This window comes from Alteromonas sp. G4i13, assembly GCF_054960505.1.
Genome location: NZ_JBHNYX010000026.1, coordinates 57,899 through 66,165, shown reverse-complemented (window position 1 = coordinate 66,165; position 8,267 = coordinate 57,899). Strand labels below are relative to the sequence as shown.

At 45.7% G+C, this 8,267-nt stretch carries 5 protein-coding genes; all 5 read left to right on the top strand.

Translation table 11 applies throughout. The features are described from left to right. Positions 1-133 precede the first annotated feature (133 nt). The 5 genes from ACFI6J_RS13685 to ACFI6J_RS13665 all read left to right on the top strand — a co-directional run bounded on the left by ACFI6J_RS13685 (position 134) and on the right by ACFI6J_RS13665 (position 8,237). A complete protein-coding gene (locus ACFI6J_RS13685; RefSeq protein WP_061439553.1) occupies positions 134-1,183 on the top strand; it encodes an efflux RND transporter periplasmic adaptor subunit in 1,050 nt (349 codons plus the stop codon). Between the two features lie 14 nt (positions 1,184-1,197). After that, positions 1,198-4,305 carry an efflux RND transporter permease subunit gene (locus ACFI6J_RS13680; protein ID WP_061439554.1) on the top strand — a complete coding sequence of 1,036 codons (3,108 nt, stop codon included), beginning with the start codon at positions 1,198-1,200 and terminating at the stop codon, positions 4,303-4,305. A gap of 530 nt (positions 4,306-4,835) precedes the next feature. Continuing rightward, on the top strand, positions 4,836-5,240 hold the full coding sequence (locus ACFI6J_RS13675) for a type 2 periplasmic-binding domain-containing protein (protein ID WP_156085932.1): 405 nt from the start codon (positions 4,836-4,838) through the stop codon (positions 5,238-5,240). 34 nt (positions 5,241-5,274) lie between these two features. Then, positions 5,275-6,474 carry a hypothetical protein gene (locus ACFI6J_RS13670; RefSeq protein WP_014948263.1) on the top strand — a complete coding sequence of 400 codons (1,200 nt, stop codon included), beginning with the start codon at positions 5,275-5,277 and terminating at the stop codon, positions 6,472-6,474. Between the two features lie 143 nt (positions 6,475-6,617). After that, on the top strand, positions 6,618-8,237 hold the full coding sequence (locus ACFI6J_RS13665) for a methyl-accepting chemotaxis protein (protein WP_156085933.1): 1,620 nt from the start codon (positions 6,618-6,620) through the stop codon (positions 8,235-8,237). Positions 8,238-8,267: the final 30 nt, after the last annotated feature.

Genomic DNA, 8,267 nt, shown 5'->3' with positions numbered 1-8,267 from the left:
AAATAATAACGCAGTACACAATCTTAACGTATAGCGGCGCTTGCGAAGAATCGTAAGCGGATTTTGTGTACTTGAGTATCCTAAACGTTTTGAAAAATACGTGATGGGATACTTTTTACCTATAGGAAAGGTTATGTCTTCACGATTATCTTTATCGCCTTTGTTGCTTGGCGTAGTACTACTTGCAGGTGTTGTAGTGTATTTGAATATGCCCGAAGAAGAGAGCGCGAGTAATAGTAGCGTGCGGGCGACGCCGGTAAAAACAGCCTTGGTATCATCACAGGCATTCCCCATTACGATTGAGTCATTAGGTACTGCTACCGCCAACGAGTCGGTGAATATTACCGCACAAGTCACCGATACCGTAAAAACGATTAATTTTGAAGACGGCGATAAAGCCACCGAAGGCGAGTTACTCGTTCAGCTAAATAATACGGAAGAACGCGCCAGGGTAGAGGAACTTAAGGCGAATATTGATGAGGCCAAACGCCAGTTCACGCGAATTTCTGACTTGCGTCAGTCAAACGCTACCTCTGAACAACTTCTTGACGAGCAGCAAGCACGGGTTAAAGCCTTACAAGCTCAGCTAGATATTGCGCTAGCTCAGCTGAATGACTTGCAGATACGCGCGCCATTTAGCGGACTATTAGGTAATCGCGAAATCAGTATCGGCTCTTTGGTGCAACCTGGTGACACTATCACGACTTTAGATGACATCAGTCTAATTAAGGTCGATTTCAGTATCGCTGAAAACCATCTTGCAAGCGTGGCTAAAGGGCAGGCATTAAGTGCATCCTCGGTGGCTTACCCAGGAGAAGAGTTTACAGGGAAAATCTCTAACATTGACACGCGACTCGACCCGATTAGCCGCTCTATTCGGGTACGTGCGACGATAGACAACCAAGATAATCGTCTACGCCCAGGTATGCTGCTTACCGTAATTGTTGAAAAGCGTGTGCTGAATACTTTGGTATTGCCGGAAAAGGCGCTGGTTCCCGTTCAAGACAAGCAGTATGTGTATGTCGTCAAAGATAACGTTGCACATCAAACCGAAGTGGTAATTGGTGAGCGTCGTCCCGGGCTGGTGCAAATTGTTAGTGGGTTAAACGAAGGCGATGAGGTCATTAGCGAAGGCACGCTTCGGGTACGCGACCAATCTCCGGTTAATGTGTTAAACCGCTAAGGGAGCATATCGTCATGTTATTGTCAGACGTTTCTGTAAAGCGCCCTGTTTTCGCAACGGTTATTAATTTACTGCTGATCATTTTCGGTATCGTCGCTTTTACCATGTTGAGTTTGCGTGAATACCCTGATATCGACCCACCGATTGTCTCGGTGAGTACGACCTATACAGGGGCATCGGCTAATATTGTTGAGACTCGGATCACCCAGCTATTGGAAGATAGAATATCGGGTATAGAGGGGATAAAAAACGTTACCTCGACCTCTCGTAATGGTCGTTCAGACATTACCATTGAATTTAAGCTCTCTCGTGACATTGATGCTGCGGCGAATGACGTGCGCGAGCGAGTAAGTCGCGCACTCAATAACTTGCCTGACCAAGCTGATCCTCCAGAGGTGTCTAAAGCAAATTCCGATGAAAGCGCCGTGGTATGGTACAACCTGCGAAGCACAAACCTAAATACCATGGAGCTAACTGACTACGCCGAGCGCGTATTAGTGGATAGGCTTTCAATTGTCGATGGTGTCGCCCGAGTTCAAATTGGGGGAGGCAGGCGCTATGCCATGAAAGTGTTCTTAGACCGCAATGCAATGGCGGCAAGAGGTATTACGGTAAACGATGTAGAGCAAGTCATTCGCGCCGAGAATGTGGAATTGCCAGCGGGGGAAGTGGAAAGTACTGACCGTAACTTTGAAGTACGGGTTGCGCGAACCTTTCTTACACCTGACGACTTTGCCGCGCTGACGGTTGCGATGGGCGACAACGGCTATCTTGTGCGGCTTGGCGAAATAGCCCATGTTGAATTAACCGCAGAAGATGACGAAACCGAGTTTCGTGGTGATGGCGTCAATATGATTGGACTCGGTATTATTAAGCAGTCCAAAGCCAACACCTTAGACGTTGCCCGTGCAGCGAAAGCGCAAATTGAAAGAATAGAAGCCACCCTTCCTGATAATATTTTTATTGTACCCAGCTATGATTCGTCGGTATTTATTGAGGCCTCGATTGATGAAGTATATGAGACTTTAGGTATAGCGATGCTAATGGTGGTGATCGTTATTTACCTTTTCCTAGGTAATATTCGCGCCACGTTGATTCCGGCAGTGACCGTACCCGTCTCTATTATTGCCGCTTTTATCGTGATGTATGCACTGGGGTTTTCGATCAACCTTCTTACCCTGCTTGCTATGGTGCTAGCCATCGGTTTGGTGGTGGATGACGCCATAGTTGTGCTTGAGAACATCTACCGACGCATAGAAATGGGCGAACCACCTATTTTGGCCGCCTACCGCGGCGCTAAAGAAGTTGGGTTTGCGGTTATTGCAACAACGCTGGTGCTTATCTCTGTGTTTGTACCGTTGGTTTTCCTTGAGGGCAACATTGGAAGGCTATTTACGGAGTTCGCATTGGCCATAGCTACTGCGGTAGCGTTTTCAAGCTTTACCGCACTTACGTTGTCGCCCATGATGGCGTCGAAAATCCTTAAAAAAAGAACCCGATCGTCTGGCTTTGGAAGTTGGATGGACAAGCAGTTCTCTAAACTTGAGAACGGCTACTTCAATACGCTAGGTAAAACGTTGCATCAGCCCATTCTGATGCTGCTTATGCTTGCTATTGCTATCGTTGCATTGGTACAGCTTTCTGAAAAAGTGCCTAGTGAGTTCGTTCCCAAAGAAGACAGAGGCAATTTCTTCATTTTGATGAACGCGCAGGAAGGGGCTAGTTTCGAAAGTAACGCAAAGAATCTCGAAAAGATTGAAAGTATCTTAATGCCTTACCGCGAGAGTGGGAAAATTAATCGCCTTTTGGTTAGAACACCTGGTTTTGGCGGTAATGCGGGTATCGCAATTGTGGGGTCAGCAGACTGGGATGAGCGAGATTTCAGTACATTTTCGCTCATGGATGAAATCAGCGCCAAACTTAACAGCGTGCCTGACGTTCGTGCTTTTGCCATCATGCGCAGCGGGATTTCCGGAGGAGGCCTCGGTCGTCCTGTTCAGTTCGTCTTACAAGGCGATACCTACGAAAATCTGGTTGAATGGCGAGACATTGTTCTACAAAAGGCAGCGCAGAACCCAAGTCTCATTCGCCTAGACTCCGATTATAAAGAAACCTCACCACAGCTATTGGTGAATATTAACCGCGACAGGGCCGCTGATCTGGGAGTATCAATTAGCGATATTGGTGGCACACTGGAAGTGATGCTGGGTCAGCGTAGGGTGTCAACATTCCTTGATAGGGGCGAAGAATACGATGTCATCATGGAAGGTATAGAGGAAGATTTCCGAAGCCCTAACAGCATAGAAAATTTGTACGTGCGCTCATCCCGCACTGGCGAACTCATTCCGATGGACAATTTACTCACGTTTGAAGAGCAAGCCACGTCAGCACAGTTAAATCGCTACAACAGAATGCGTGCAGTCACTATTTCTGCCAACTTGGCGGACGGTTATACGCTAGGGCAGGCACTTGAATATTTAGAAAACATTGTAAGTACAGAACTGCCTGACAATGTATCAATAGATTACAAAGGCGAGTCACAGTTGTATCAGGAAGCGGGTAATTCATTTGTATATGTATTTATGCTGGCACTCGCTGTCACTTACTTAATATTGGCTGCGCAATTTGAAAGCTGGGTACACCCGTTAGTCATCATGCTGACCGTGCCGCTGGCGCTTGTTGGAGCCTATATCGGGCTATTCTTTAGCGATATGACGATCAATATATACAGTCAAATTGGTTTGGTTATGCTAATTGGACTTGCTGCAAAAAACGGTATTCTTATTGTCGAGTTTGCAAACCAACTACGCGATGCCGGTATGGAGTTTGAATATGCGCTTAAACGCGCAGCCGCGCAGCGCCTACGTCCTATCGTAATGACGGGCTTCACTACGATATTTAGCTCCTTACCACTTGTACTGGCGTCTGGACCAGGAGCAGAAAGCAGAATGGTTATAGGCATGGTCATTTTCTCTGGTGTTCTCGTTTCTGCCTTCATGACACTTTATGTTGTTCCCACCGCTTACAGTTGGCTGGCCAGAAACACCGGTTCTCCACTTCAACGAACAATGGAGATAGAGAAGCTGGAGCAGTCAATCCCTTATAAAAAAGGCGAATCCTAACCAATAGCGGGGTACAAGCCCCGCTTATCCTTTATTTTCTTCAATACACGCTCAACAAGATCTGGTTAAAAAACATACAGTAGGGGCTGTAAGGGTTATCTTTCGCGTATGTTTTTATATACGTAAATATCAGCGCTTATCACTAAGCGTTTTGTGATGAACTCCCTTAACCTACTGAATAAGAAAAAATAATTTGCTTTTTATTGCTCTCATCATAAATTCTTATTTGTGGCCATAATACATAAAGGTATGTATTAGACATTTGTATAGTTGCTTAACTTACAACTTCATCTACACTTCGCGCCAAAATCAAACGCTTGTATAAGTCATTAATTTTTAAACGCTAAAATTTTCACGCTCAAATTGGCGAATATGGCAATTGTGACCAATACTTACCCCGTTGTATGAGTATGAGCACACACGCACATGTTTGTCTCAAGCCGTTTAAAAGCTCCACTTTCCGTGCAAACGGGTTAGCAAGAAAGTTAAAAGCGAAGAGCAAGCATTCAACAGACTCTAGAGGACATATCATGAAGAAATGGATACTTGCAGCAGGTTTGTGCTGTAACGTAGCTTTTGCCGATGTAGCAGTTATTGTTCATCCAAGTAACGCTGACACCCTCGATAAAGATAGTATTAGCCGTTTATTTCTAAATAAAGCAAAGGCGTTTCCAAGCGGTACGCAAGCCGAGCCAGTTGCGTTAGCTGAAGGCCAATCTGCCACCGATGAATTTAACGGCAAGGTATTAAACAAAACCGCAGCACAATTAACTGCGTTTTGGTCAAAACTAGTATTTACCGGTAAAGGTCAACCACCAAAAGCTCTGGGTAGCGATGCAGAAGTTGTATCTGCAGTAGCAGGAAACCCTGGCGCAATTGGTTACGTCGACGCTAGCGCTGTTAACGACAGCGTACGAGTAGTCGCTACCTTTTAACTGACCGTTTATACAAAGAATTTAAGGAACACGCATGAAAACCAAACTTGCTATCTTATCTATGGCTGGCCTGTTAGCTACTCCGGCACTGGCTGATATTCAAATCAACGGCTTTGCAAACCTTATTGGTGGTATGACACTAGACGATGACGAGTCAGTGTACGATTACGACAGCGACTTTAACTTCGACCCTGCAAGTGTATTTGGCCTTCAGGTTCGTGGTGATGTTAGCGATAAGCTCTCTGCGACCGCCCAGCTGGTTGGCCGTGGTAGTGAAGATTACGACGCCGATTTTGAATGGGCGTACATGACCTATATGTTGAACAACAACTTCAACATCAGTGCAGGCCGTCTTCGCATGCCTTTATTTAAGTACTCTGCGTCATTAGATATCGGTTACTCGTATCACTGGCTAACACCACCAGATGCTGTATACGGCATTGACTTCAACAACATTGACGGTGTTCGTGTTGACTACATGAACTACTCAGGTGACTGGGAATATGGCGCACAGTTTACCGTTGGTCGTGTTGAGGCTGATACCACCATTTCAGGAACGCCTGCTGCGTTAGAATTGGAAAACGTGGTCGCTGTTTCATTTGAAGCAACACGTGATTGGTTCAGTGCGCGTACTTTGCTAGCACGTGGTAAAACAAGTGCTGCGAATGCTGACTTTGACACATTTGTTGGTGGTTTAAATCAATATGGTGCCTTTATTCCTGCGGCGTCTTTAGCCGCTGAAGGCCTGAGTGTTAACGAAGATACAGGTACCTTCTTTGAAGTTGCTGTTGATATCGATAAGTACGATTGGTTTGTGGGTGCAGAATTCACTCAAACAGAAGTTGATGGCTCTGTTATTGCCGATAATAAAGCATGGTACGTTACGGCGGGTATGCGCTTTGGCAAGTTTACACCACATATTACTTACGAAGTTGAAGAAGCGGATAATGGTACTCAGCTAGGTTTAATTGCTGCATTGCCTGCTACGATTGCGACAGGTGATGCCGTGGTTGATGCTACGTGGAACGGCGCAAATGGCTCGCCGGGTATTTACCAAACTGCGGCAGGTATTGCTGCTCAACAGGAGCTAGATGTATCTGCAGTTACTGTTGGTCTTCGTTACGACGTTGAGCCAGGCTTTGCACTTAAAACTGACGTAACTTGGTATTCAGATGATCTAAACGATCTAAATGATGCAACACTGCTTAAAGTAGGCGTAAACTATACGTTCTAACTACTCGTTATGGCCTTGCATTTTGGTGCGAGGCCATAATTTCATTAAAGATTTTAGCTATTGGGTAGATAAATTAGATATGATGTTTTTTCAGGTAAAACTGAAACGTAGTTAAGCAATTATAAAAAACAGTGGGATAGCTGATGAACTTTTTAAAAAAAATGCCAATTGCGACAAAGATTTTCCTCATTCCGGGGATCGCAGCGCTAAGTTTTATTATTTACTTGCTTATCACTGTCTATACCGCACTCAATAATGGTGCAACGCTAGAAAAAGTTCAGAAAGTTCAATTTCCTGCCCTTCAACTATCAGCATCGACCTTAGTTGATATGCAAAAGGTTCGCGATACCCTTGCGAGCGCAGTGACCACTGGTGATCAAGACACCCTTACTATGGCGCAAGAGCTCGCCGAAGAAGCAAAAAGCGGCTTAAACCAAATTGCTTCTATTAGCCCTGAGTTTCGTAGTGAAATTTCCCGCATCTCCTCAGGCTTTGATAATTATTTCGATGTTGCCTACGACGTATCACAGTCTATGGTCAACGGCACTGCCGACTTCAGTCGTTTAGGCGAACTCTCAGCCCAAATGAATCTGTCATACGATGGTGCCATCGCTGCGATGTCTCAATTTCGTGATGCTCAACAGGCGGCATTTGAAGAAGCATTTAAAAACACAGACAGTGCCAATACCTCGTTAATTAGCACAGGCGTCATTTTAGCCGTGGTTGTGACTGTATTGCTGTTTGGAACCGCGGTACCTATTGTTCGCGGCATTAAGCAAAGTATTGATGACGTGGTTCGTTCCCTGAAAGATATTGCTCAAGAAAACGGTGACCTAACGGTTCGTATAGAAACCAAAAGCGAAGATGAAATTGGCGAATTGGTGTATTGGTTCAACCAATTCATGGACAAACTGCAAGGCGTAGTGCGTGATGTGGTAGAAGCGAGTTTACCGCTATCAAACCTAGCGCAGAACTTACGCGGTGTAACGGAAGAAACTCAGCGCACTATTGATGTACAGCAAAAGTCCGCAACCAATGCTAAGCGTGCGGTAGATACGATGAGTGGCTCTGTTGACGGTGTTGCACATAGCGCAGCGCAGGCGGCAAGCGACGCTAACAAAGCGACAACAGCGGCCAGTGAAGGACGTCAAATCGTACAGCAAACCGTTACCAGTATTCAGCAGCTTGCTGAGAACGTACGCGAAACCGCTGACGTTATAGCCCGTTTAGAGTCTGATTCTAATAAAGTTGGCTCGGTGCTGGATGTGATAAAAGGTATTGCAGAGCAAACCAACCTGTTAGCACTAAATGCCGCCATTGAAGCCGCAAGAGCGGGTGAGCAGGGTAGAGGCTTTGCGGTAGTCGCAGATGAAGTGAGAACGCTAGCATCGCGCACACAGCAGTCTACGGAAGAAATTCAAAGTACTATTGAACAGCTTCAAAATGCTGCTCACTCAGCGGTAGAGGTAATGTCTCGTGGTACCGAACAAGCAACTAGCAGTGTAGAGACGGCTAATAAAGCGGGAAGCAGTCTAGAAACCATTACCAGTACTATTGGGCGCATCAACCAAATGAACGAGCAAATTGCGCACAATACCGAAGACCAGCGCACTGTAGCGGTTGACATAGTTCGTCACGTTGATGAAATTCATGAGCGTACCGAGCAAACAGCGAGCCGTTCAGGTGAATTAGGCAGCATGTGTAATGAGCTTGCTGACCTGGCGCAGCACCTTGAGTCAATTGCGAAGCAATTTAGAGTATAACACCTTATCAAATGCTATTTAGGGCCTCCG

What these genes read in the sequence shown, in the direction of transcription:
- ACFI6J_RS13685 (WP_061439553.1), top strand. Translation starts at nt 134, where the DNA reads ATGTCTTCACGATTATCTTTATCGCCTTTGTTGCTTGGCGTAGTACTA.
- ACFI6J_RS13680 (WP_061439554.1), top strand. Translation starts at nt 1,198, where the DNA reads ATGTTATTGTCAGACGTTTCTGTAAAGCGCCCTGTTTTCGCAACGGTT.
- ACFI6J_RS13675 (WP_156085932.1), top strand. Translation starts at nt 4,836, where the DNA reads ATGAAGAAATGGATACTTGCAGCAGGTTTGTGCTGTAACGTAGCTTTT.
- ACFI6J_RS13670 (WP_014948263.1), top strand. Translation starts at nt 5,275, where the DNA reads ATGAAAACCAAACTTGCTATCTTATCTATGGCTGGCCTGTTAGCTACT.
- ACFI6J_RS13665 (WP_156085933.1), top strand. Translation starts at nt 6,618, where the DNA reads ATGAACTTTTTAAAAAAAATGCCAATTGCGACAAAGATTTTCCTCATT.